Here is a 23732-nt window from a genome sequence, read left to right as displayed (position 1 = left end):
CCCTTATCAAAGTGTATGCATGCTGTAATCAGTCGCCGCTTCCAGCGCAAGGCGGGCCTTCTCCCTGTCGTCAGCCGTCTGAAAACTGACGACCAGAATGCCATATACGTCTGTTCGTGTTTCAACAATCCGTATATTCGTCAAACTGATTCGCTCATCCGCAAGGATTTTAGTGATTTCCGAGATGACACCCGGGTGGTCGGGCACATCGATATGTAAATCAAATGTCATATAGAGGGCCCCCTGGGCAGCCCCTTTCGTTGTCGACGGCAGGTTATCCCTGTACTCTTTTGATTCCGCGAAAAAACCATGGATCTTATCCGGTTCATCCCCGGCAATCAATACCCTGACACGTTCCATCTCAAGCAACCAGTCGTCCAGTTGTTTCAGCAGTTCCTCTTTATTTTGGATGGTAATGTCCCGCCACATATCAGGGTCGGCAGAAGCGATCCTTGTTAGATCCCTGAAGCCCCCGGCAGCCAGCCGTTTAACAAAGGGCTGGCCTTCTTCTTGGCGTGCAAGCATCGCGACCAGCGACGAAGCGACAATATGCGGAAAATGACTGACAATCGCTGTCATGCGATCATGTTCATCCGCTTTCAGCACAACGATCTTCCCTTTGGTCGGAGCTATGAGTCCCTTTAGCCGATTGATGTCGTCAGCAGAAACACTTTCCGCGGGAGTCAATATGTAATAAGCGTTTTCGAACAGATGCTCTTTCGCCGCGCTGACTCCGCTTTTATGCGATCCTGCCATCGGGTGCCCGCCGATTACGGCAATCCCCTTATCCAGCAGGCCTTTTGCAGCTTCCATGATCGGCCGCTTCGTGCTCCCGGTATCGGTGATGATCACGCCGTGTTTCAATTCCCAATCGACCGCTTCCTTCAGCAAGTTTGCCGTCGTATTCACGGGTGTCGCGAAAATAACGAAATCCGCCTGCTCACAAGCGGATTTTGCGGATGGTGCGATGGAATCGATGATGCCTCTTCTGTATGCTTCATCCGCCGATTTATAGGATCGGTCAAAGCCGGTCACATGAACATCCTGACTGCGTTTCAGGGCGAGCCCGAGAGAACCGCCGATCAATCCAAGACCGATGATCGCTACATTACTCTTCATGGGAATCATCCTTGCCAAGCAGTGTCCCGAACGCCTTGAAGAATCCATCATTCTGTGATGACGTACCGACCGTTACACGGATGTGCCCAGGCGTTCCAAGTGCATTGCCGCTTCTGACGATATAGCCTTTTTCCAGAAGCAGCTCAGACGCTTCATCCGCGTCCATTGGCACTTCCATCAGCACAAAATTTGTCTCCGAATCATAGATATGAAGTCCATTCGCTTTGGCATAGTCGAAGAAACGGTCGCGCTGCTGCTTGTTCAGCGTCCTGCATTCCGCAATGAATCCTTCGTCCTCAAGGGCACGTTCCGCTACGAGAACCGCGAGGGAATTCGTGTTAAACGGATTCCGCACCTTATTGAGAGGCTCGATGACCGATGGATCCGCGATTGCATACCCCAGGCGCATCGAGGCTAGACCATATGCCTTTGAGAAAGTCCGCAGGATGATGATGTTCTTATAGTCGTTCAGCATGCCGACTGAATCGGCGTGATCTGGATCTGTGACATATTCGAAATACGCCTCGTCCAGGACAACAAGAACCGACTCGGGAACCTGGTCCAAAAAGCGTTTAAGTTCTGCCTGCGGAATGAGATTGCCGGTTGGGTTGTTTGGATTGCACACCCAGATGATGGCAGTCTGGTCAGTTATGGCATTCAGGAAGGCATCCAGATCATGGCGGCCATCCACAAGCGGGACCTCTTCAATATCTGCGCCTTCAATTTTGGCATTATGCACATATTGCGGAAATGTCGGGGTCGCCATGATCGTATGGACCCCACTGCTGAGAAGGGCCCGGCAGATGATGGTGATCAGATCGTCCGAGCCGTTGCCGAATAGAATTGCAGTTTCTTCTACGCCATGCTTCTCGGCAAGTTTTTTTCGAAGTCTGGAAGAATGGCCATCCGGATAAAGTTCGTACTGCAGCGGACTCTCCCTCAGCAAGGCCGTAACACTTGGGGAAGCCCCATAAGGATTCTCGTTTGAAGCTAGCTTGACGACCTCATCAAGACCGAATTCCTCCATGACATCGGTTATCGGCCTGCCTGGTTTATATGGTTTCATGCTTTCAAGTGCTGTTTTCCACTTCATATGTATCCCTCCGGTTCGCCCGCTTGTCATTTTTTCAAGTCCGGGCGCAATTTGATCGCATCATTATGGTAAACATGTGTGACTTCCTTCTGAGGCAAATCGAGATTTACGTGCATCATAACACGGATGCACATCGGCAAACCGCCTGGAACATCCATTTCATGCGTACACATCACGGGTACGTATTTCCAGCCTTCGATTGACCGGACCGCTTTCGCAGGGAAGACACACTTCAAATCAGGCGTCGTCGAGACGATGACCGAAGCAATCTCCTCCGGGTCAAATCCGTTCTTTGCGGCCATATCAATCACCAATTCCTCCGTCGCCTGAAGCACCGCTCCAGCTTCGTCTTTCTCAACAGTCGTCGCGCCCCTCACTCCTCTGACACTCATATCCATTTCCCCCTGTTCTCTTTTTCAGTTCCTCAAATGCCTTTTCACATACCGAATCGCTGACTTCCTGGACGTATGGCTGTCCCACTTTTTCAAGCAGGATGAAATTCAGTTTGCCAAAAGACGCTTTTTTATCTTTCCGCATATAGGCGAGAAAATCACTGAATGGATGTTCCTGAATCGGATCGAACGTATAGCCGTTACGCCGGGCGGCCTGTATAAAACGATCGGTCCAATCCCTCGTAACCCCTCCTGCCGTTTCGCTCATGATCAAGCTGTACGCCATGCCGATCATGACGCATTCGCCGTGGCTGAGCCCGCCGAACCCGCATACCGCTTCTACGGCATGGCCGAACGTATGGCCGAAATTGAGGAATTTACGGGAACCATACTCGAATTCATCTTCCGAAACGATTTCCGCTTTTACCGCAATCCCCTTCAACAACTCTGCCGCAAGCCATTCGGGGGAAGGCGATATGAATTCTTCGCTCGCTAGCAGTTCCTCCGTCCATACGAGATCCGAGATGCATGCATGCTTCAAAAGTTCCGCCATGCCGGAGCGGATCTCTCGTTTGGGAAGCGTTTCAAATACCCCGTTTTCAAAAAGTACGGCTGCTGGCTGATGAAAAGAGCCGACCATGTTTTTCCCCTCCGGCATGTTAATGGCCGTCTTGCCGCCTACTGCGCTGTCATGCGCAAGAATTGTCGTCGGACACTGGATGAACGGGATGCCGCGCATGAATGTCGCGGCAACAAAACCCGCCAGGTCCCCGGCCGCTCCCCCTCCGAATGCAATTAGCAGCGACTTGCGGGAGAAGGAATTTTGGAGCAAGAACGATTGACATTCCAGATAGACATCTGCCTTTTTGCATGCTTCTCCAGCCGGTACGGTCAAGATCTCCGGTTCGATGCGAGCTTCTTTCAAAGCAGCCAACAGTTTCGGCATATGCAGCTCAGCCGCCGTCCGGTCCGCAATAATGCCGACCCGATCAGCCCCTTCCAGCATGGAAAGGTACCGCGACGTGAATAATCCATATGTGCCATCCCCGATATGTACGTCGTACTCATGGCCGGGCACCCGGACTGTCAATTCCCTCATCTTCAAAACCCCTTCACATATTCTCTATACTCATCCAGCTCATGCCGAAGGCCATCCATCGTGAATGATCTGAACTCCTCCATGATCGCTTTCGCGAGTTCAGTTGCGATGACATGCTCTGCGACGACTGATGCAGCCGGCACCGCGCAAGGGTCTGAACGTTCGATGGTGGCGACAAACGCCTCTTTCGAATCAATATCGACACTTTCAAGCGGCTTGTACAGCGTCGGGATCGGTTTCATGACGCCGCGCACAACGATTGGCATCCCAGTCGACATACCACCCTCCAGGCCGCCCAGCCTATTCGATTTCCGGTAATAACCACGTTCTTCGCTCCATGCGATTTCGTCATGCACTTCACTTCCCGGTCTTCTAGCCATCTCGAAGCCGAGACCGACTTCCACGCCTTTGAACGCATTGATGCTCATCATTGCTCCTGCAAGCTTTCCATCAAGCTTCCTGTCAAATTGCACGTAGCTCCCGATTCCGGGCGGACATCCTTCAATGATCACTTCAACGACGCCTCCAAGCGTGTCGCCCCGCTCTTTAATGTCATCAATCGCCTGGACCATGCGACCGGAAGCTTCAGGATCCGCGCAGTAAACTGGATCCTCTTCGACAATTTTACGCAGCTCCTCATGGCCGAGCCCTTCGTAGGCAGCCGGATCCGTCTTGACACCGCCGATTTCAGTGACATGGGAGACCGTATGTATTCCAAGCTCCTTCAAGAATTGCTTTGCCACTGCCCCCACTGCGACACGCATCGTCGTCTCGCGAGCCGAAGAACGTTCGAGGACATTACGAAGATCCCGGTGTCCATATTTCATGCCGCCGACAAGGTCTGCGTGGCCTGGGCGTGGCCTTGTAATCCTGCGTTTGATGCTTCCTGGATCTACATCTTCAGGAAGCGGCTCGATACCCATGATATTCGTCCAATGTTTAAAGTCGTTATTGACGACAGAAAGCGTAACAGGCGATCCGAGTGTCTTACCGTGCCGTACCCCTGAACTGATCACGACTTGGTCTTTCTCGATCTGCATGCGCCTGCCGCGGCCATGCCCTCCCTGCCGTCTCTTCAGTTCTTTATTGATCATTTCGGCTGTCAGTTCCATTTGGGCAGGCAGCCCCTCGATGATGGCCGTCAATTGCGGTCCATGCGACTCGCCAGCAGTGAAAAATCTCATTTCAGATGCCCTCCTCTTTTCTCTTCCCCTTCAGGATGTTCACTATCCGTTTATAGCACTTTACCAAAAGAAAGCTTTTTTGACTATGGGAATAATGAAAAATATCCGGTTTTTCACCGGATATTCATTAGACTTTCTTATAAAAAAACGTATCTTCCGATTCAAATCCATATTTTGACGGGTTGAAGATTTGTTCGGTGCTGCCGACGAACAAGATGCCTCCCGGCCGCAGCGCCTTTGAAAAGTTCATGTAAATCTGGTCTTTCGCCTCTTCTGTGAAATAGATCATCACATTGCGGCAGACAATCAGATCATGATCGGACCCGTATGTATCTTTTAAAAGATTATGCTGTTTGAATGTAACCGTCCGCTTGATGTCATCTTTCACCTGATAGAACTGCCCTTCATTGACAAAATGCTTGTCGATCACCTGTTTTGGCACTTCCTTCAGCGATCGGTCAGGATACAGACCGACCTTTGCCCGCTCAAGCACCCCTTTGTCGAGATCTGTCGCAAGGATGGAAATGTCGGACAGCGGCACATGGCCGCTCAAAACCATTGCGAGGGAATATGGCTCCTCCCCTGTCGAACAGGCCGCACTCCATATTTTCAGGCGCTTCCTCGTTTTCAGCAGTCCCGGTAAGATCTTTTTATCGAGGACACTCCATCTTTGAGCGTTCCGGTAAAATTCCGAAACATTGATTGTCATGCGGTCCAGAAACTCATCCAGCAGTTCGGGATCCGTGCTGATCGCCTTGTAATATTCGGAGAAGTTCCGAAACCCATTCTTCTCATAGAGCGATGTGAGCCGGCGTTTCATTTGCGCTTCTTTGTATAACGACAGATCAATTCCTGTCTTCTTTTTAATATTCGAAATAAATTCCGCATAATCCGCCAAACCAGGTTCCCCCTAAATCGATGTTATCCCTATTATACCGGATGTCTTCCGCTGTTTGGCGAAAACCCGAAAGATTTAAGGATTTTTCACAAATAACAATTGTAACCGCTTTCTCCTGACAGCAAAAAGCAGCCATGGCACTATTTGCCCGGCTGCTTGTAAGTGGATCAGTTGATCCAGCTTGTCATTGTTTTTTCGTAAGAAACAAGTTCTTCATCCTTGAAGAACAATCCGATCTCACGCTCAGCGGATTCCGGAGAGTCCGAACCATGGATGATGTTCTTGCCGACTGTTACCGCATAGTCGCCGCGGACAGTTCCTGGAGCGGATTCTTTCGGGTTTGTCGCCCCCATCATAAGGCGTGCAGTGGAGATGACGTTTTCACCCTCCCATACCATCGCGAAAACAGGACCAGATGTGATGAACTCAACCAATTCACCGAAGAATGGGCGTTCTTTATGTTCACCATAGTGCTGCTCCGCAAGTTCTGTAGGAATTTGCATGAGCTTCGCGCCTGCAAGTGTGAAACCTTTCTTTTCGAAACGGCTTACAATCTCACCGATCAAGTTACGTTGTACGCCATCTGGTTTTACCATCAAAAATGTTTTTTCCATGTGTAGCACTCCTTTTATCCATATAGGTATGTAGGAAATATTCCTAACTGATCGTACCATCACGATCCAAATCTTTCAACTGCGAACTGTGCAGATCAGAAATTCCGCTTGCCGATGAACTCCGCAATCTGCAGCAGCGCACGTTTCGCATCGTTTTCCGGAAGTCCTTTCAGCTCAGCGACCGCTTTGTCCAGGTACAGGTCGCTGACGGCCTGGGCGCGTTCAATGGCGCCAGAAAGCCGGACATAGCTGAGCATCTCATTCCTCTCTGCTTCTGTCATCGTTCCATCGAACGCTTTATCGATGTATGGCCTGAATGCCGGCTCGTCTTTTATGTACAGGATTGGCAATGTCACATGGCCGTTCAGCAGATCGCTTCCCGCCGGCTTCCCGAGCTGCTTGTCGGTCGCTGTCAAGTCGAGGATGTCATCTACGATCTGGTATGCCATGCCGGCGAAATAGCCGAATCTGCGAAGCCTCCGCACAACAGCAGGATCCGCATCCGACACAAGCGCCCCAAGTTCACAGCTGGACGTGAGAAGGAGGGCGGTCTTACGCTTGATGCGCCGTAGATAGTCGCGGAGCGATTGATCCGTATTTTGCTGGTAATCTATTTGAATCATTTCGCCTTTGCATATTTCCAGCATCGTCTCCGCGAGCAGCTGGTGGACGGCCGCCTTTTCGATGCCGCCGATCGAGATGAGCGCCCTGGAAAAGATGAAATCGCCCGTGTACATGGCGATCCGATTATCCCATTTCGCCTTGACTGTCTCATTGCCTCTTCGCATATCCGAGTTGTCGATGACGTCATCATGGACGAGCGAGGCCATATGGATCAGTTCTAAGGATACAGCCACTCTGGATACGTTTTCTAAAGAGTATTCCCCGAATTTCGAAGCCAAGATGACGAAGATCGGCCGGATCCGTTTGCCTCCTGCGCGCAATAGGTGGATGGATGCATCCCGGATGATCGGCGACGAGGAATCCAGAGACCTCTCAAGTTCCTTCTCAATATAGGCAAGATCCTTCCGGAAATCCGCATAAAGCGATAATAACTTCAATTTCTCCACAACGATTACCTTCCTACACTCAATTTTATTTATAGGCGATGTGCCCCGCTGCCGCGCCGCCGCTATATTTCTTATAGGAGACTTCCCGGAAGCCTGCATCGACGAATAGCTGTGCAAGCTCTTTTACACCCGGAAAATCGTCAGCTGATTCCTGCAGCCAAGAATATTCGTTATAGCTTTTCGCGAACAGTTTTCCAAGCATAGGCATGATATTGTGGAAATAAAATCGGAACAGCTGGCGATAGACCGGAATCTCCGATTGGGATGTCTCCAGGCATGCCGCCATGCCACCCGGTTTGAGGACACGCCGCATCTCTCTCAGCGCCTGCTCGTAGTCCGGTACGTTCCGGAGGCCGAAGCCGATGGTCACGTAATCGAATGTATTGTCTTCAAACGGCAGCTCCATCGCGTTGCCGTGCACAAGGTCGATTGTCTGGAAAGGAGCAACTTTCGGTTTCGCATTTTCAAGCATGCCTTCGCTGAAATCCAGGCCGATCACTTTTCCGGAAGGACCTGCCTGTTTTGCAAGCGCAACCGTCCAATCTGCAGTGCCGCAGCAGACATCAAGACATGCGGCTCCCTTCTTCACATCCATGCGGGCCATGATATCTCGCCGCCATTTCTTGTGCTGATTGAAACTGATGACGGAATTCATCTTATCGTAATCGTCTGAGATTGCTTCAAATACATTATGGACTCTCTGTTCTTTCGGTGTTGCCATTCTCGTTCATCTCCTATTCAGGTCCGCGTTTCTCGCTTGCATGCCAGCAAGAAACCCGAGTTCCTCGGAAAGCTCCGGCTGCAGGAATCCGGACGCCTCGATTACAGTCTGCACCTCTTCAAGCAAGGCGGCGTGCGCTTCTTCCATAACACTGCGGTCGATCTGCCTTACAAGGACATGGGCTTCATCATCAGGATTGTCCGTCAGCCTGTCCCCCAGCCAGACAAGCGGCAGGAGGGATCCGGCAAGCGGCGCATACTGCTCAAATCCGAACGCCCCATAGAAGCGTACGATCAGGCTGGATTCGATATCCCTTACCATTTCAATCAGTATGCGGGCTTCCTGAGGCGGTGTTTTCATCATGGCGGTCTTCGTTTCGTTGACGTTGCCGATCGCCTCGGACAAAGAACGGATGAAAGCGAAATCCGGCAGAGATGCGAGAAGACGATAATGGATTCCGCTGAAATGGTCGCCTGAAAGGACGAGAAGCTGTTGTCCCTTCGGCGACGCATCTGTCAGATTGATACGGTCATGCACATCGAATGCCGCATGCATGGCCCCTACAGCGACCGCAGATACATCATACCGGCCAGGCCATTCCTCCCCGTTAAAGGACGGCAGCAGCAGCATGAACGCCTTCCTTTCATCGACTGGCACACACGGGATCTCCTTGCTGACAATCGGTTCGTAGATGGACCGTTTCACTTCGTCCGTATATTGTTTTACAAGCTGCTTATAATCTCTTTCCATCATTGAATCTCCATTCATGGACGGCCATGCATCACACTGATCGGATTCACTCTTTTCCGCTGCTTTCGACGACGCCGTGCGCTGAATGAATTTCGGCTTTCCCGCGTATTTTCATGGCCGAAGTATGTTCGGTGAATTGGGCGATCATCACTTCACCCTTATCGAGTTTCTCGGTATGGTGGAACTTCGTGTCATTGCCCCTCGTAAGTCCGATGACGTTCACACCATCCTCCTTCGCTTTAATGATGATAAAATCAGGCTGTGCCATTTTGCCACTCCCCATTTCCAGTAAGGTTTATCATATCATAGAAACAGATGCATCCGCAAAGGCGCCATCAGGATTTGATGAGCGACAGGATCTCTGCCCTTTTCACATCATCATGCTCATAGATGCCTTTCGCGACCGTCGTCACTGTCTTCGCTCCCGGCTTCTTGATGCCGCGCATCGTCATGCACATATGTTCAGCTTCAATGATGACATAGACACCGACCGGATTGAGCATTTCCATCATCGCATTTGCGACGGTCGAAGTGATCCTCTCCTGGAGCTGAGGCCTTCTCGCTGTTGTTTCAACCGCACGTGCCAACTTGCTTAAACCGGCGACAACGCCGTCTCTTGGTATGTATGCGATATGTGCATGGCCGAAAAACGGTACAAGATGATGTTCGCACATGGAATGGAACGGTATATCTTTCACGAGCACGACTTCCTCATGGTTCTCATGGAAAACCGTCTCAAAATATTCTCGCGGGTCTTTATGTAATCCTTCAAACGCTTCTGCGTACATGTTCGCTACTCGCTTCGGTGTATCGATCAAGCCTTCACGCGCCGGATCCTCTCCGATCGCTTCAAGGATCATCGTCACTGCCTGCTCGATTTTTCCGTGATCAACTTCCTTCATGACGTAAAACCTCCTTACTCAAATAGCGTACTTCCCTTATCAGATAGTAGCACACTCCTATGTATCCGTACAGTTCCGCAATCCGCCGCGAACCATGCTCGCATATAGAAAGGAGCCCGGCCTCCCGCATCTAACGATAGTTGCAAGTGGACGGACTCCTATGTAAACCTAAAGATCACTTTACAGCGTCTTTAAGCGCTTTACCCGCTTTGAATGCAGGGACTTTGCTGGCAGCGATTTCGATTTCTTCGCCTGATTGCGGGTTGCGTCCTTTACGGGCAGCACGCTCGCGCACTTCAAAGTTACCAAAACCGATCAATTGCACCTTATCACCATTTGCAAGGGCAGATTGGATTGTATCGAATACAGCTTCCACCGCTTTTGTCGCGTCCTTCTTTGTAAGGCCAGCGGATTCAGCTACCGTGTTGATCAAATCTGTTTTGTTCACACCATTCACCTCCTCTCAAAGGAAATGTAACTGCTTTCACACCTTGGTCGGCACTGATAGTAGAGTAACACACTAAAAACCGCGGTGCAACAATATTCTCGGCGTTTTTCGGCACGCAGGCCGCCTTTTCGACAAAAAAAGCAGAATGACCCGTCCGAAGCGGATCATTCTGCGTATTTTCGCTGTTTTGAAGCTGTTTTATACAATGAATGTGATCATTCCTTTGTTGCCGTCATTGACCATCTGTTCAATCGTCTCCCGCAGCCGTTTACGTGCACTTGGCGGTACGGAAGATGTCTTGAACCTTATGCTTTCCTTCAAGACCTCATGGAGCGGCGTGCCGAAGAGCTGTGTCTGCCACAAGGCGTCCCGATCATGGAGGTATGCGTTCTTCAGTTCCTTCAGCAAATGATGGCTATGGAACTCCGAGCCGATCAAAGGAGAGAACTCAGCATCCATGTCAATCCGGATGATATGGAGTGAAGGGGCGGACGCCTTCATCCTGACTCCGTAGAAATTGTCTTGTTTGATCAATTCCGGCGGTGACGGCTGGAAATCCGCGATTGTCGGCAGCGCCACGCCGTAACCGGTCTGTTTCGCAGCATCGATCGCCTCTGCGTACATATCATAAGACTTCTTCGCCTTTACGGCATCCTGGATAAAAACGAGCCAATCCTTCTTCGTTCTCATCTCCTTCTGCATGATCGTTTCGCACACTTCCTGGAATGCCCGCTCATCCATTTGGATATTGACGGTCGCCCTTCCTTTGCCCGCATCCACTTCGACGACTTCTGCGTGCTTCACATACTTTTCTTCTTTCAGCTTCTCCGCAAGTTCTTGCACTTTGCGGATCTTGGACACTTCCAGGAAACCTTCATTGATGACGTCATCAATTGATTTATTCAGCTCATGGTCGCTTCCGAGGACATCCATCCAATCCGGTTTCTGCAGATCGATATGGGTGATAGGGAATTCGAACAGCGCTTCTTTTAAAATCAACTGGATTTCCTGGGCGTTCAATTGGTCTGCGCTGATCGCGATGACTGGAACACCATGCTTTTCATGCAGCTGCTGTTTCAGCGCAACCGTGCGGTCATGCGCCGGCATTTTCGAATTGAGGACGATGACGAAAGGCTTGCCGATCTCCTTCAGCTTGGCGACGATGTCCTCTTCCGCTTTTTCAGCAGCCGTCCGGGGGATGTTGTTCACCGTGCCATCCGTCGTCACGAGAATGCCGATGGTGGAATGGTCACGGATCACTTTGTCCGTTCCGATCCGTGCTGCCTCCTCAAATGGTATCGGCTCATTATGCCAAGGGGTATGAACATATTTCGGTCCGTCCTCATCCTCATACCCCTTTACTCCATCAATGACATATCCAACACAATCAGCGAGCCGCACTTGGAATGAGAGCTCCCCTTCTCCGATCGAAACGGACGTTCCTTGCGCCGGAACAAACTTCGGCTCGGATGTCATGATAATTGGCCCCGGCGAGCTTTGAGGCAATTCATCCTGTGCCCGCGCCCGGTCTCCGGGATCCATCATATTCGGGATGACCACCTCTTCCATCACCCGTTTTACAAATGTCGATTTTCCGACACGGACAGGGCCGACCACTCCTATATAAATATCCCCATCCGTTCGTCTAGCCAGGTTTTCATACAATTCTTCTTTCATATTCGTAGCCCTCCTTTTCTTGCGCATTTCAGTTTATGTAAATGAAAAACGTTTCATGCTAAAAGCATGAAACGTTTTGTCCGAATAGCTGATTCACTTCTGTTTTTCCATGAAAACGACATTCCCCTCGTCATCTACCGTATACGGCAATGAATATGCAGGCAGGATTGGATACTCATCCGAAAGCAAATGGCGGATATCCTCCCCAGGCTCTACATCAGGCTTTTCATTTTCCAGGATACGGCCAAGGTCGATGGAATAATCGATATAGAAATTACCGTCGCCTGCAATGACAAGCGGCAGTTGTGTGTCTGAATAAGGGCTCGCAATTTTAATCGGCTCCTTGAAGCCCATTCTTTCAAAATCGATTTCGTAGACGTTTTTACCGACAGCATCCTTAAAAGGGACATTGCCATTTACCGTCTTTCGTAAATTAAGTTCGCGGATCCGTTCCGCCACCCTAAGATCCACCAGCTTCACCTTTGGATCATCCTCGACATCCACAAGGACATACTGATAGATGCCTCCTGTTTCATAGGCGTTAGCCGGGATCTTCTCCATGAAGGCAGGAGCGATTTTCGCAAAGTCAATCGGGTATTTGATGAACAAGTCCGTCTCCTGTTCCCGCGTTTTAATCGGCAGCAAGCCGCCATTGGCCGTCCGGAAACTGTCTACCGCCTTCTGGACAGAAACGACCTGTTCCTCGTACGGGTTTTCTTTTGCGGCTTTCTCATCACCGGGATACATGCAGCCGGAAAGCAGCAGAATCAGCGATACAACTAGAAAGAGGCTTGCGCCTTTCCCAAGTCCCTTCATCTCGCACCGCCTGTCGGTCCGCTGAATACGAGATAGATAATCGCGAAAAAGCAAAATAACAATAAAGCATATGCGATAAGGGCGGAAATGATTTTGAGCAGTCTGTTTTTCAATTTGTGGCGGCTGACGTGTATCAATCCCATTGATACGACCATAAAGCCCATCGCATAGAACGACAGCCACATTTTATCCAATGAGGACAAGATGGATCATCCTTTCAACATCCAATTGGCCCGCACCCCTATTGGCCGGGTCCCATTTCCCTAGGTATTGCTGTCTCAGATCGAGGAATACATCCAGGTATATATGCTTGCGCGGAAAGCGCCCATTATCCGAATATATCCTCGATCTCATTTTTCTTCATCCGGTTCATCAAATGATCGACCGCTTCCTTCGGCGGCACTTCTTCAAACAGAACTGAATAGAGCGCTTCGGTGAGTGGCATGGAGACGTCCATTCGTTCTGCCAGCTGGTGTGCCGCTTTCGTCGTTCGCACTCCCTCGATCACCATGCCCATGCCGGAAACAACTTCATCAAGCGTCTTGCCTTTTCCAAGCATGTTTCCCGCTTTCCAGTTTCTCGAATGGACGCTCGTACATGTGACAATAAGGTCTCCGAGACCAGTCAACCCTGAAAACGTCAGCGGATTTGCTCCCATCTTGACGCCAAGCCGAGTAATTTCAGCCAGCCCCCGTGTGATCAAAGCCGCTTTCGCATTATCTCCGTACCCCAGACCGTCTGTAATGCCTGCAGCGAGTGCGATGACATTTTTCAAGGCGGCTCCAAGTTCCACTCCAAGCAAGTCATTGTTCGTATACACACGGAAATATTTGTTCATGAACAGATCCTGCACATGCTCCGCCGCCTCCATGTTTTCAGAGGCCGCTGTAACCGTTGTCGGATGGCGAAGAACTACTTCCTCCGCATGGCTCGGTCCTGACAATACAACTACCGCTTTGCGCTTTTCTTCGCTGATCTCCTCTTCGATCATTTCGGAAATCCGCTTGAGCGAATCCGGCTCTATCCCTTTCGATACATGCACAATGAGTTTCGGCTCAGTAGACAGAGTGCTGATTTCTCCGCATATATCACGGATTGCTTTTGTCGGCACCGCTATGATAAGCGTCTCGGCGTGCCCGACAGCACAGCCTAAGTCCGATGTCGCTTTTATGTTTATAGGCAGATGGACACCAGGCACGTATCGTTCATTTGTATGGAAGCTGTTGATCTCTTCCGCCTGGTCCTCTCTGCGTGACCAGATAAGACAATCGTGGCCATTCTCTGCTAGGACAAACGCAATTGCAGTTCCCCAGCTGCCTGCCCCGATGACAGTGACCTTTTCCACTCGTTCCACCTTCTTTCCAATCAGGTTCTCGCGCGTGTGATCAAGCGGATTGGCGTGCCTTCAAAACCGAATGCTTCGCGCAGCCTATTCTGAAGGAAACGCTCATAAGAGAAGTGCATAAGTTCCGGATCATTCACAAAGACGACGAAGACCGGCGGCTTGACCGCAACTTGTGTCACATAATAGATCCGCAGCCTGCGTCCTTTATCTGTAGGCGCAGGATTCCGAGCTACTGCGTCCTCGATGACTTCATTAAGGACACTGGATTGGATCCGCAGTGCGTGATTTTCACTGATTTCCTTAATATAGTCGAATAATGTGCGCACCCGCTGTTTCGTTTTTGCGGAAACATAGGCGATCGGCGCATAATCAAGGAACTGGAATTCTTTACGGATGTCTTCCGTAAAGCGGTTCATCGTTTTCTCATCCTTTTCGACTGCATCCCATTTATTGACGATAAACATGATGCCTTTCCCCGCCTCTTCGGCATATCCTGCAATCCGCTTGTCCTGTTCGCGGATCCCTTCTTCACCGTTCAGGACTATCAAGACAACATCTGATCTGTCAATCGCTTTAAGCGCACGCAGGACGCTATACTTCTCTGTGCTTTCATACACTTTCCCTTTTTTACGCATGCCGGCGGTGTCGATGATCTTATATTCCTGTCCCTCGTACTCATATGTCGTGTCGATCGCATCTCTCGTCGTGCCCGCTATATCACTTACAATAACGCGCTCTTCACCGAGCAGCGCATTGACAAGGGATGATTTCCCGACATTCGGCCTTCCAATAAGGGAGAATCTGATGACGTCATCATCCTCGTCTTCCGGAACCGGCTCTGGAAAATGTGCGCATGCGGCATCCAGTAAATCGCCGAGGCCTGTCCCGTGTGCACCGGAGATCGGATATGGATCACCAAAGCCAAGGGCGTAAAAGTCATAGATCATATCACGCATATCAGGGTTATCGATTTTATTCACTGCGAGCACGACGGGTTTTTTCGTCTTATACAGCATTTTAGCGACGACATCGTCAGCATCTGTCAAACCTTCTCGTCCATTTGTCAAGAATATGATGACATCCGCTTCATCGATCGCTATTTCCGCCTGCAAACGGATCTGCTCCAGAAACGGTTCATCACCAATATCGATGCCTCCTGTGTCAATCAGATTGAATTCATGCGTCAACCAGTCTGCTGAGCTGTATATCCGGTCACGCGTCACACCAGGAACATCTTCCACGATTGAGATCCGTTCTTCAGCAATCCGGTTGAAGATGGTCGATTTACCGACATTCGGTCTACCGACGATGGCTATTGTTGGTTTCGTCATAATTTAAAAACATCCTTCCGAGACTATCTTTAGACATTATACAAAAAAAAGATGATGATGCCTATAAAAGCACCATCATCCAGCCTGATCCGAATCACTCGGAGAACTTTTTCAATTGATCACCGATCACATCGCTCAAGGAGAAGCCGGTCTCCTCTTTCATCTCATAGCCGTCGTAAGATACTTCCTCATTCTTATCGACCAAGTCTTTAATGCTGAGCGAAATGCGTTTTTCATCAGGGTTCACGTCAAGTACTTTCACCTTCACTTCTTGGCCTTCACGAAGCACTTCGTGAGGCGTGGCGATATGCTCATGTGCAATACGTGAAATGTGAACAAGGCCTTCCACGCCCGGGAACACTTCGACAAATGCACCGTATGAAACAAGGCGCTTCACTGTGCCGTCAAGCACCGAGCCGACTGGTGCTTTCTCTTCAATATTTTCCCACGGTCCTGGCAGCGTATCTTTGATCGACAAGGAAATGCGTTCCGCATCACGATCTACGCCAAGCACCTTCACCTTTACTTGATCGCCTTCTTTGAGCACGTCAGACACTTTGTCTACGTGGTCGTGGGAGAGCTGGGAAATATGGACAAGACCGTCCACACCGCCGATATCGACAAATGCGCCAAATGAAGCGATTCGCTGCACGGTGCCGTCAAGTACCTGGCCTTCCGCAAGACCTTCAAGCACTTCGTCTTTCTTCTGGGATTTTTCTTCTTGGATGACTGCACGGTGTGAAAGGATCAAGCGGTTCTTCTCCTTGTCCATTTCTACGATTTTAAACGTCATCGTGCGGCCTTTATAGTCGTCGAATGATTCGACGAAATGATCTTCTACGAGTGAAGCCGGGATGAATCCGCGGACACCAAGGTCGACGACAAGTCCGCCTTTGACGACATCCTTCACTTCCGTCTCGATCGTTTCATTGTTTTCGAATTTCTGTTCCAAGTCGCCCCACGCATCTTCCGCATCGACTTTGCGCTTGGATAATACGTAATTGTCGTCTTCCACTTTCGTAATGATGAGTTCAATCTCATCACCGACCTCTACGGCATCTCCTGCCTTTTCAATGTGAAGGCTGGACAACTCGCTGATCGGAACGACGCCGTCGAATGGCGCGCCGGGAATTTCCACCGTTACGGATTTATCTTCGATTTTCGTCACTTTGCCGGTGACACGGTCTCCCTCCTTGTATCCATCCATTGCGTCCAAATTCATCTCTTCAGTCATATGTAGTCCTCCTCCATAATGAATCCTATCTCTATATTATTCGAATCGCCGAGTAAAAACAAAAAATTGCTCTTATCTAACTGGATTTCCTTGCTGAATGGCTGATGCCATCTCACTTGTGCTTCTCTTGCAATTCACGGATCGCTTCCATGATCACTTCTGTAGCTTCTTCCGCAGAGGCTTTCCTCTCACGGTACGGTTCCATATCAATAGGCTCGCCGTAAACGACCAGCAGGCGCTTGAACGGCTTATAAGGCCCGATAATTGCACAAGGCACCACTTTGGCATTGCCTTTTAGTGCAAAAAATCCTGCACCGGCCAGTCCTTTGCCAAGTTCACCCGTCTTACTTCTCGTCCCTTCCGGAAAGAGGCCTACCACTTTATCTTCCTTCAGCAGTTTCAAGGTTGTCCTGAACGCTTCCCGGTCGCTCATACCGCGTTTGACCGGATACGCTTTAACCCTAGGAAGGATCTGCTTTAGAACAGGCGCTTTGAAAAGCTCCTCCTTCGCCATAAAATGGACAGTCCGCGGACAAGTGATGCCGACAGTCGGCGGATCCAGGTTATCAATGTGATTCGCGCACAGCAGCACCCCGCCCTCTTCTGGGAAGTTTTCTTTACCGATCACTTTGATTCGGTATAAAGGGAAAAAAATCGTACTGACTAGAAATTTGCCAAACGGATATAAATTCATCGCACAATCCTCTCCTCAGCCAGCCTGATGATCCGGTCCGCCACTTCCTCGATTGTAAGCGAAGTCGTATCGACCACGATGGCGTCATCCGCTTTTTTAAGCGGCGACACTTCCCGTTCACTGTCTGCACGGTCCCTGTCCATGATCTCTTTTTTCAGCTGTTCAAGCGAAGAGTGGATGCCGCGCCGTTCATTTTCAGAATGCCTGCGGACGGCGCGTTCCTCCGCAGAAGCGGTCATGAATATTTTAAGCTCGGCATCAGGAAGTACAGCAGTGCCGATATCTCTGCCGTCCATGACAACGCCGGCTTTGTCCGCAAGTCTCTGCTGCTTCCACACCATTAATTCACGCACATGCCCGTGGGCGGCCACTTCAGATACATTCGCCGTAACAATCGGCAAACGGATCGCTTCTGTGCAATCGACTCCATCGACGTATACGACCTGACCTTCCGGTGACGGCTCAAGATGAAGATCCGTCTCTGCCAGCAAATCTGCAAGCTCCCTGTCACTAGCCAAATCTATGCCCACGGCAAGCGCTTTATGAGTCAGCGCCCGGTACATAGCGCCTGTATCGATGTATGTGTAATGCAGCCTTTCGGCAATGCGTTTCGCTATTGTGCTTTTCCCTGCTGCAGCAGGTCCATCAATTGCAATCTTTATCCCTTTTACCATATCTTCTACCCCCGAATTCAATTCGAAAACATTGTAACATAAGCAAGTGGGAAAAGTCCTTTTGAAAAGGGCTTTTCCCACCTAGGTGAACCTATAGGTCTGTCACGCTTCCTTGCGTTGCTGAAGCTGCCTTTCAAAACTGAATCTGACGATATGCTGGCGGTCCAGGTCAGCGATGTTCCTGAACTGGAGGGAAGCAAGCCGCTTTCCTTCTTTTTCCCATAGCCTGACCGCTGTGGCTTCTGCCTTTACATAGGTGACATCGCCATTTGCATAAGGCAGGGCAATAAAGACGGTCACACTGTCATTTTCATCAAAAGGATCTTTGTTACCAAGAATCACAGCGATTCCGCCTGCACTGATATCCATCGCGACAAATTGGTCATAGCCATGCCCTGCGTCAACTGCGACGTCAATAGGCGTCTCCACCCGCACAAATTCACGGCGCTGGATTTTAATCAGCTGCGAGTCGCCAGGATAGGAGATCTTCAGCATGGGAATCCCCCTGTTGAGTCTCCCTTTCACTTCACTCCTGAACGCAAAGGACATTTTCTGCTTATCGACAAATGTGATGACAAGTTCAGTTCCATCCATGAAGAACGCCGTTCGCTCCGTCTCAAGATGTGTCGGATAGTCGATCATCACATGATCGTCTCCTATATCGACAACCCTGCTTTTGTACCTATCGCTGTTTTCGGTTGAATCCTTGTCTATTATTACGGAAGTACCGATCGAAAGTCTCATCTTTTTCTAACACCTGCCATGTACGTATGTTCTTTTTATTATGGCATGACCGGAACAAAAATCCAACCCATTTCGTCGAGTCAGAACAGTTTATCGGTCTTGATGACTTCTTTCGTTTCCGTGTCGACAATGATATGGTAGGTGCCCGTGCTGCCATGCTCCTCATTCGTCACTGTCAGAAAATATGCGAGCCGCTGCTTCATCTCCTCATTTTCCACGTAGGCCAATTCCACTTTTTCGACTTTTACGCCTTCATTAAAGAACTTTTTCCAATCAATCTTGACAATCGGCTGATCCTGAAGTTTTTCTTTTCGTATATACTCAGCTGCATTCAGACCGACGATCTCGCCTGTATCCTTTGCCACCTTCAGATGGATGACATCGGAAAATACTTTCGCATTATGCATAGGCTCAATCCGAACATAGACGAAATGCCAGGCATTTGAATTCTCTCTTGCCTCTTCGTACACAACGTCATTATACCCTGCATCTTTCAGGAAACGGTCGGCCTTCAGCTTAGTATCTTCAAATGACATGGCAGCCTCGCCAAAAGAGCGGTCCGCAAGATAGGAAAGCGGATGGCCGCCTCTTTCGGTAATGTCAATGTAGCCGACCGACTGGTTGCCCGCAAACCGGATGTGGTAAAACGGATACGGTGCTCCCGGCTGGCTCTTCTCTACGCCGATCACATCATTCGAGACGCCAGGAAACAATTTTTTGAACGTGGAAACCGCTTCTTCTTGGGAAACTTCAGGGTCTGCGATATCCTTCAAATCTTTTTTCTTCATAGCGTCCGACTCGCTAGCAGTGAGCGGAAAGTCGCTTTCCGTGTATTGTTTGACAGAGTGACCCATCTTCATCCACTCGATATCCGGATTTGTGGCATCCATCCGGTTTGTCCATTCATCGAGTGAATAGCGACCGTCGACCAGACCTGTCGTGGCGTTCTCCCAATCACTTGTCATCGTCTGCAAGTTTCCGGAAGCTCTCTCCATTACTTGGTAAAACTGCTTCGGGTCGCCTTCGTGGCCGGTCTGTTTCGCATAGCTTCCGATCCGTCCCAAATAATTGTTCCAGGACGTCGAGAAACTTGCATCCAGCGGAAGGGCTGCAATTGATTTTTTTATATCGGAAGATAGTCTCCAAATATCTTCCCTTGCTTTTTTTGAGCCGTCCGACTCACGGAATAACATTGATTTCTTAATAGCTGTATCCAGCTCCCCGAGCTTTTCCGAAGCATCGGCCATCTGGCTGGCATATTGCGCACTGAGTGCCAGCGACAGTGCGTCATTTTGTTTTGACTTGTCATAGGAGTACACAGCAAGCGCGACAATTGCAAAGGACATCAGAAATAATATTTTCTTCATAGACTGGCAAACCGCATGAAAGGCTCGCCCTACCTCCTTATCGGTAAATTAATGGCAGAAGATGTGCATGCCGATCTTTTTGACTTGCGGCCTGGACCAGATCCATTTGCTTGTCGCAGTGACCGGATTGAAATAATAGATCGAGTTTTCACTCGGGTCCCATCCATTCAGCGCATCGAGCACCGCTTCTTTCGCCCGTTCATTTGGCGTCAGCCAAATCTGTCCATCTGCAACAGCTGTGAAGGCGCCAGGCTGGAAGATGACTCCGCTCACCGTATTCGGGAAATCTGGATGTTCGACACGGTTCAAGATAACGGCCGCAACAGCCACTTGCCCTTCATACGGCTCGCCTCTGGATTCTCCGTAAACAGCATTCGCAATCAGTTTCAAGTCTTGCTCTGTATACTTGGAAGGCAAATGCATATTTTCCGCCTTTCCACTGCCTTTCTTCACCTGGGATGCTAACGGGGTTCCTCCATAATGGGTGAATACATTCCCTTTTTTCAAATTATCCATTACAAACTTCTCGTCGTAATCTGATACGGCTATTAATTTCCTTTTTGTTGTATTTCCGGCAATGCCATCAACCGGCATTCCGTATTCCTGCTGAAAATCGCGAAGCGCCCAATACGTACCATATCCGAATTTGCCGTCGATCTTTCCTTTATAAATCCCGATGTATTGCAGTCGTGCCTGCAGTTCAATCACGTCATCCCCTGTTGCTCCTCTTGCCAGATCACGCGTGCTGAAGGCAGATGTCCTTTCCGCCATTGCATGCTGCATGCTGATGAGTACAAGAAGGGCAACGAGGATTTGCAAGATAGTCCGTTTCAACTTCCATTCCTCCTTTCACTCAGTGTGAACAAAAAGAACGGATTTATTTCCTTCCGTCCTAATTTATGAGTGAAGAAAACAGAAACAGGCCATGGCAACTATCAGCCGCCATGGCCTGTTTGGTACTATACATTATTTTTTCACGAGTTTGGCCTTTTTCCGAAATTGCTGCATCGCAAAGGTGTGCGCATATTTGACACGTGTCAGGCCGAACCACCAAAGGAACAGCATGAAAGGGATGATCAAATATAAAGAAAAATCATTGACCGCCAATATGCCATTATAAACGGCATGAAGGGCAAACGGCGCAAAGAACGCAAAAAACAGCATCCCTTTCTTGTTTGACAGGACCGCGAACTTCGCCTTGCCAAAATAATACCCCATGACGACGCCGAAAAGCGCATGGCTGGAGACGGGCAGCAGGGCACGTAAAAACGCGGTATCCACGCCGAAGGAAAGCAGATACAGTATATTCTCAACCGTAGCAAAGCCGAGTGAAATGCTGGCACCGTACAGAATGCCATCATACGTATCTTCAAACTCTATATGTCTGTAAATGGCGATGAGCAATATGAACCACTTGAAAAATTCTTCGAGCCCGCTTGTAAAAATGGTGTTTCTGAAAAACTCGTTTTGGAAGACTCCTTCCTCTTCGAATACATGCTGCATGAACAAAATTGGAAATGTCATGACAGCACCATAAATGAAAGTGTGGAACAGTGTCTTTGACGGTTCACTAGCAATTTGTTTCCGTAAATAGAAATAGCTAAAGAGCGCCAGCCCCGGCGCAATCGCAACAGTCAGCAATATGAACACGGCAGCGGCCCCCTTTCCCGCCATTATACCACGTTTTACAAGTCGCGATAAAGGAGACTTACAGAATTTTCATGATCAATCCAGAAGTCTCCCCAACCTTTTTCCTATAGGCAACATTTACAATCAGCTCATCAAACGTTGAACATGATCTGCGATTAAGCCGCCGTGCAAGCGCCCATTCTCGATGAAGATTTCATTGGCATTATTTCCGGCGGCAATGACGCCCGCTATGTAAAGGCCTTCCACATCGGTTTCCATTGTTTCAGGATTATATAGGGGGCGTCCGCTCGCATCGTCGATCCCGATGCCTGCCTCTTTCAAAAATTGGTGATCCGGATGGTAGCCGATCATCGCGAACACATAATCATTTGGTATAGTTTTCTGTTCACCTGCTTCTTCAAATGTCACGGAGTGTTCATCTATCTTAGTGACGCACGAATTGAAATGCATGGAGATCTTTTCATTTCTCACCAGGCTTTCGAATCCCGGTAATATCCAAGGTTTTACGCTCGGTGAGTACGATGCACCCCGGTAGAGCACGGTTACATTGGCCCCTGCGCGCTGGAGCTCAAGCGCGGCATCCACAGCTGAATTCTTGCCCCCAATTACAACGACATTCTTCCCATAATACGGGTGACCCTCTTTAAAATAATGATATACTTTCGGCAGATCTCCGCCCGGCACATCCAGCCTATTCGGGTTATCGTAGTATCCAGTTGCCATAATGACATATTTCGCCTCGTATTCGGCCTTGTCTGTCGCGACTTTAAAAGCAGGCCCATCTTTCTGCACAAGCCCGACTTTCTCCCCTGTATGGATGTCCAGACCAGTCAATTCCGCAACTGTCCGATAATAGACAAGTGCGTCAAGACGTTTCGGTTTATCTTTTGCCGTGATGAACGGGATATTTCCGATCGACAGTTTGATGCTGGTACTGAAGAATGTCTGATGCGTCGGATAATGAAATATGGAATTGACGATAGCACCTTTCTCGATAACGAGTGTATCAAGTCCGATCTTTTCAAGCTCAATTGCAGCTGACAGACCGCATGGACCCCCTCCTATAATAATGGCATCCTTTTTGTTCGACATGAAACACATCTCCTTTTGACACTGTTATTTTCAATAGTAAATTCGAATGATATGACTTTCCGGCGCCGCACCTAAACGCAGCGGCAGGAGGGACGTTCCGTATCCGTTGCTGATGAGCCTGGCCCGTTTCCCATCAAAAATGAATGACCCCAAATCATGCAAACCGAATGGACCAAACCGAATTTGTCCGCCGTGAGTATGACCGGCCACGCTGATATCCGGCTCGCGGATTTCATCCACTTTACGGAATAAGGAAGGTGTGTGGACAGCGGCAAACAAATACTGATAGTCGCCCACTTCTGACAGAGCAGCCTTTACATCAACGTTGTTGCTCGAAGGATCGTCGGTGCCGGCAATGCACCAGGAGGGATGGCCTGGAACACCGGTGCTGCAGTTATCGAGGATAAAACCGCCATGATCCGTGATGATGCGCCGGATTTCCGCCTCACCGATTTCCCTGTCGTTGTTGCCCCAAATATAAAACAGCTCTCCTAATGAAGAAAGCCGTCCCACGTTTCTTCTCACCCTTTTTTCCGGCACCCCTTTTTCAGCAAGGTCCCCTCCAATGATGACAATATCTATGCCGCTATCTTGACGGACTTTTGCCAGCAGCTTTTCGCTGATATTTCTACGATGGATATCCGATATGAAAAATACGGTCAGCAGCCTGCCCTCTGGGTTCTTCTCTGCCAGCCGGATTTCGTGCCGGATGACATTCTTCCTTTTCGCAAGCAGCGCCATATGAAGCAGTAACCCGCCTGCCATCATCAGTACGGCTCCGCCAATTTTTATCAATGCTTTCATTTCACACCTGCCAC

At 49.5% G+C, this 23732-nt stretch carries 27 protein-coding genes; all 27 read right to left on the bottom strand.

The window, feature by feature from the left end; all coding sequences use genetic code 11:
• Positions 1-6 precede the first annotated feature (6 nt).
• On the bottom strand, positions 7-1119 hold the full coding sequence (locus tag ACZ5FK_RS01730; protein WP_464806195.1) for a prephenate dehydrogenase: 1113 nt from the start codon (positions 1117-1119) through the stop codon (positions 7-9).
• A complete protein-coding gene (gene hisC / locus ACZ5FK_RS01725) occupies positions 1109-2212 on the bottom strand; it encodes a histidinol-phosphate transaminase (protein WP_464806194.1) in 1104 nt (367 codons plus the stop codon). The genes ACZ5FK_RS01730 and hisC overlap by 11 nt, the downstream gene beginning before the upstream one ends.
• A 26-nt stretch (positions 2213-2238) precedes the next feature.
• Positions 2239-2604, bottom strand: coding sequence for a chorismate mutase (aroH, locus tag ACZ5FK_RS01720; RefSeq protein WP_464806193.1), 366 nt, complete (start codon positions 2602-2604; stop codon positions 2239-2241).
• Positions 2567-3703 (bottom strand): 3-dehydroquinate synthase, encoded by a 1137-nt coding sequence (gene aroB / locus ACZ5FK_RS01715; protein ID WP_464806192.1) that lies wholly within the window; start codon positions 3701-3703, stop codon positions 2567-2569. Before aroB ends, aroH begins: the two co-directional genes overlap by 38 nt.
• A gap of 2 nt (positions 3704-3705) precedes the next feature.
• The gene (aroC, locus tag ACZ5FK_RS01710; protein ID WP_464806191.1) at positions 3706-4887 is read right to left on the bottom strand and encodes a chorismate synthase; all 1182 of its coding nucleotides are present in this window, start codon (positions 4885-4887) and stop codon (positions 3706-3708) included.
• 127 nt (positions 4888-5014) lie between these two features.
• On the bottom strand, positions 5015-5785 hold the full coding sequence (locus ACZ5FK_RS01705) for a CheR family methyltransferase (protein ID WP_464806190.1): 771 nt from the start codon (positions 5783-5785) through the stop codon (positions 5015-5017).
• Positions 5786-5952: 167 nt separating this feature from the next.
• Complete coding sequence (ndk, locus tag ACZ5FK_RS01700; protein WP_464806189.1) at positions 5953-6399, bottom strand: nucleoside-diphosphate kinase; 447 nt, start codon at positions 6397-6399, stop codon at positions 5953-5955.
• 95 nt (positions 6400-6494) lie between these two features.
• Positions 6495-7469, bottom strand: a complete 975-nt coding sequence (locus ACZ5FK_RS01695; RefSeq protein WP_464806188.1) for a polyprenyl synthetase family protein — start codon at positions 7467-7469, stop codon at positions 6495-6497.
• 25 nt (positions 7470-7494) lie between these two features.
• A complete protein-coding gene (locus ACZ5FK_RS01690; RefSeq protein WP_464806187.1) occupies positions 7495-8190 on the bottom strand; it encodes a demethylmenaquinone methyltransferase in 696 nt (231 codons plus the stop codon).
• 6 nt (positions 8191-8196) lie between these two features.
• Entirely contained in the window at positions 8197-8940 is a 744-nt protein-coding gene (locus tag ACZ5FK_RS01685) for a heptaprenyl diphosphate synthase component 1 (protein ID WP_464806186.1), read from the bottom strand.
• Positions 8941-8986: 46 nt separating this feature from the next.
• Positions 8987-9208, bottom strand: coding sequence for a trp RNA-binding attenuation protein MtrB (gene mtrB, locus ACZ5FK_RS01680; RefSeq protein WP_464806185.1), 222 nt, complete (start codon positions 9206-9208; stop codon positions 8987-8989).
• Between the two features lie 67 nt (positions 9209-9275).
• Entirely contained in the window at positions 9276-9842 is a 567-nt protein-coding gene (gene folE / locus ACZ5FK_RS01675) for a GTP cyclohydrolase I FolE (protein ID WP_464806184.1), read from the bottom strand.
• A 175-nt stretch (positions 9843-10017) separates the two neighbouring features.
• Positions 10018-10290 carry an HU family DNA-binding protein gene (locus ACZ5FK_RS01670; protein WP_464806183.1) on the bottom strand — a complete coding sequence of 91 codons (273 nt, stop codon included), beginning with the start codon at positions 10288-10290 and terminating at the stop codon, positions 10018-10020.
• 198 nt (positions 10291-10488) lie between these two features.
• Positions 10489-11967 (bottom strand): stage IV sporulation protein A, encoded by a 1479-nt coding sequence (spoIVA, locus tag ACZ5FK_RS01665; protein WP_464806182.1) that lies wholly within the window; start codon positions 11965-11967, stop codon positions 10489-10491.
• A 93-nt stretch (positions 11968-12060) separates the two neighbouring features.
• Positions 12061-12783, bottom strand: a complete 723-nt coding sequence (locus tag ACZ5FK_RS01660; protein WP_464806181.1) for a hypothetical protein — start codon at positions 12781-12783, stop codon at positions 12061-12063.
• On the bottom strand, positions 12780-12968 hold the full coding sequence (locus ACZ5FK_RS01655) for a DUF2768 domain-containing protein (protein WP_464807337.1): 189 nt from the start codon (positions 12966-12968) through the stop codon (positions 12780-12782). Before ACZ5FK_RS01655 ends, ACZ5FK_RS01660 begins: the two co-directional genes overlap by 4 nt.
• 143 nt (positions 12969-13111) lie before the next feature.
• A complete protein-coding gene (locus ACZ5FK_RS01650; protein WP_464806180.1) occupies positions 13112-14128 on the bottom strand; it encodes an NAD(P)H-dependent glycerol-3-phosphate dehydrogenase in 1017 nt (338 codons plus the stop codon).
• Positions 14129-14148: 20 nt separating this feature from the next.
• Positions 14149-15459, bottom strand: a complete 1311-nt coding sequence (gene der / locus ACZ5FK_RS01645; RefSeq protein ID WP_464806179.1) for a ribosome biogenesis GTPase Der — start codon at positions 15457-15459, stop codon at positions 14149-14151.
• A 94-nt stretch (positions 15460-15553) separates the two neighbouring features.
• Positions 15554-16693, bottom strand: coding sequence for a 30S ribosomal protein S1 (gene rpsA, locus ACZ5FK_RS01640; RefSeq protein ID WP_464806178.1), 1140 nt, complete (start codon positions 16691-16693; stop codon positions 15554-15556).
• Between the two features lie 112 nt (positions 16694-16805).
• Entirely contained in the window at positions 16806-17387 is a 582-nt protein-coding gene (locus ACZ5FK_RS01635; protein ID WP_464806177.1) for a lysophospholipid acyltransferase family protein, read from the bottom strand.
• Positions 17384-18061 (bottom strand): (d)CMP kinase, encoded by a 678-nt coding sequence (cmk, locus tag ACZ5FK_RS01630; protein ID WP_464806176.1) that lies wholly within the window; start codon positions 18059-18061, stop codon positions 17384-17386. Before cmk ends, ACZ5FK_RS01635 begins: the two co-directional genes overlap by 4 nt.
• A gap of 102 nt (positions 18062-18163) precedes the next feature.
• Positions 18164-18805 (bottom strand): flagellar brake protein, encoded by a 642-nt coding sequence (locus ACZ5FK_RS01625; protein WP_464806175.1) that lies wholly within the window; start codon positions 18803-18805, stop codon positions 18164-18166.
• Between the two features lie 80 nt (positions 18806-18885).
• Positions 18886-20172, bottom strand: coding sequence for a PepSY1/2 domain-containing protein (locus tag ACZ5FK_RS01620; RefSeq protein ID WP_464806174.1), 1287 nt, complete (start codon positions 20170-20172; stop codon positions 18886-18888).
• Between the two features lie 48 nt (positions 20173-20220).
• Positions 20221-20955: a spore cortex-lytic enzyme gene (sleB, locus tag ACZ5FK_RS01615; RefSeq protein WP_464807336.1), complete on the bottom strand. Its 735-nt coding sequence runs from the start codon at positions 20953-20955 to the stop codon at positions 20221-20223.
• A gap of 183 nt (positions 20956-21138) precedes the next feature.
• Entirely contained in the window at positions 21139-21822 is a 684-nt protein-coding gene (prsW, locus tag ACZ5FK_RS01610) for a glutamic-type intramembrane protease PrsW (protein WP_464806173.1), read from the bottom strand.
• Positions 21823-21945: 123 nt separating this feature from the next.
• A complete protein-coding gene (locus ACZ5FK_RS01605) occupies positions 21946-22914 on the bottom strand; it encodes a YpdA family putative bacillithiol disulfide reductase (RefSeq protein ID WP_464806172.1) in 969 nt (322 codons plus the stop codon).
• A 30-nt stretch (positions 22915-22944) separates the two neighbouring features.
• On the bottom strand, positions 22945-23718 hold the full coding sequence (locus tag ACZ5FK_RS01600) for a metallophosphoesterase (RefSeq protein WP_464806171.1): 774 nt from the start codon (positions 23716-23718) through the stop codon (positions 22945-22947).
• Between the last annotated feature and the right edge of the window lie 14 nt (positions 23719-23732).

Source organism: Sporosarcina sp. GTC18466, from assembly GCF_055389225.1.
Note: the sequence above shows the minus strand (reverse complement) of the source record. Positions and strands in the feature narration are given on the sequence as shown.

Coding starts and splice junctions, on each gene's coding strand:
- ACZ5FK_RS01685 (WP_464806186.1), bottom strand. CDS start 8,940: ATGGAAAGAGATTATAAGCAGCTTGTAAAACAATATACGGACGAAGTG.
- ACZ5FK_RS01605 (WP_464806172.1), bottom strand. CDS start 22,914: ATGTCGAACAAAAAGGATGCCATTATTATAGGAGGGGGTCCATGCGGT.
- aroH (WP_464806193.1), bottom strand. CDS start 2,604: ATGAGTGTCAGAGGAGTGAGGGGCGCGACGACTGTTGAGAAAGACGAA.
- ACZ5FK_RS01690 (WP_464806187.1), bottom strand. CDS start 8,190: ATGGCAACACCGAAAGAACAGAGAGTCCATAATGTATTTGAAGCAATC.
- aroB (WP_464806192.1), bottom strand. CDS start 3,703: ATGAGGGAATTGACAGTCCGGGTGCCCGGCCATGAGTACGACGTACAT.
- mtrB (WP_464806185.1), bottom strand. CDS start 9,208: ATGGCACAGCCTGATTTTATCATCATTAAAGCGAAGGAGGATGGTGTG.
- hisC (WP_464806194.1), bottom strand. CDS start 2,212: ATGAAGTGGAAAACAGCACTTGAAAGCATGAAACCATATAAACCAGGC.
- der (WP_464806179.1), bottom strand. CDS start 15,459: ATGACGAAACCAACAATAGCCATCGTCGGTAGACCGAATGTCGGTAAA.
- ACZ5FK_RS01655 (WP_464807337.1), bottom strand. CDS start 12,968: ATGTGGCTGTCGTTCTATGCGATGGGCTTTATGGTCGTATCAATGGGA.
- ACZ5FK_RS01730 (WP_464806195.1), bottom strand. CDS start 1,119: ATGAAGAGTAATGTAGCGATCATCGGTCTTGGATTGATCGGCGGTTCT.
- sleB (WP_464807336.1), bottom strand. CDS start 20,955: ATGCAGCATGCAATGGCGGAAAGGACATCTGCCTTCAGCACGCGTGAT.
- rpsA (WP_464806178.1), bottom strand. CDS start 16,693: ATGACTGAAGAGATGAATTTGGACGCAATGGATGGATACAAGGAGGGA.
- ACZ5FK_RS01635 (WP_464806177.1), bottom strand. CDS start 17,387: ATGAATTTATATCCGTTTGGCAAATTTCTAGTCAGTACGATTTTTTTC.
- ndk (WP_464806189.1), bottom strand. CDS start 6,399: ATGGAAAAAACATTTTTGATGGTAAAACCAGATGGCGTACAACGTAAC.
- cmk (WP_464806176.1), bottom strand. CDS start 18,061: ATGGTAAAAGGGATAAAGATTGCAATTGATGGACCTGCTGCAGCAGGG.
- ACZ5FK_RS01620 (WP_464806174.1), bottom strand. CDS start 20,172: ATGAAGAAAATATTATTTCTGATGTCCTTTGCAATTGTCGCGCTTGCT.
- spoIVA (WP_464806182.1), bottom strand. CDS start 11,967: ATGAAAGAAGAATTGTATGAAAACCTGGCTAGACGAACGGATGGGGAT.
- aroC (WP_464806191.1), bottom strand. CDS start 4,887: ATGAGATTTTTCACTGCTGGCGAGTCGCATGGACCGCAATTGACGGCC.
- ACZ5FK_RS01625 (WP_464806175.1), bottom strand. CDS start 18,805: ATGAGACTTTCGATCGGTACTTCCGTAATAATAGACAAGGATTCAACC.
- folE (WP_464806184.1), bottom strand. CDS start 9,842: ATGAAGGAAGTTGATCACGGAAAAATCGAGCAGGCAGTGACGATGATC.
- ACZ5FK_RS01600 (WP_464806171.1), bottom strand. CDS start 23,718: ATGAAAGCATTGATAAAAATTGGCGGAGCCGTACTGATGATGGCAGGC.
- ACZ5FK_RS01660 (WP_464806181.1), bottom strand. CDS start 12,783: ATGAAGGGACTTGGGAAAGGCGCAAGCCTCTTTCTAGTTGTATCGCTG.